Annotated in this window: 1 protein-coding gene; it reads left to right on the top strand. The window is 38.7% G+C overall.

The window, feature by feature from the left end; translation table 11 throughout:
• The coding region (locus tag AAEY62_RS21040; RefSeq protein ID WP_350636273.1) for a thiamine pyrophosphate-dependent enzyme at window positions 1-344 on the top strand (344 nt) is incomplete at both ends.

Here is a 344-nt window from a genome sequence, read left to right as displayed (position 1 = left end):
GAATATTCAAGAGCTAGCTACGTGTTTACAATATAACTTAGCGGTAAAAGTCGTTTCATTAAATAACCGCTCTTTAGGCATGGTACGCCAATGGCAAGATATGGTGTATGGCGGGCGTCATTCATCATCTTACATGGAGTCTTTGCCTGATTTTGTTAAATTAGTAGAAAGCTACGGCCATGTAGGTATTAAAGTAAACACCCTAGATGAGTTACAACCGGCTATCGACAAAGCCATGTCGATTAACGATCGTTTAGTATTTTTAGACATTCTTGTAGACGAAAAAGAACATGTATACCCAATGCAAATTAAGTTTGGTGGCATTGATGAGATGTGGCTACGTA

The sequence above is a fragment of the Pseudoalteromonas sp. GW168-MNA-CIBAN-0100 genome, assembly GCF_040309225.1.
Taxonomy (GTDB): Bacteria; Pseudomonadota; Gammaproteobacteria; order Enterobacterales; family Alteromonadaceae; genus Pseudoalteromonas; species Pseudoalteromonas arctica.
This window is presented reverse-complemented; position numbering and strand designations above follow the sequence as displayed.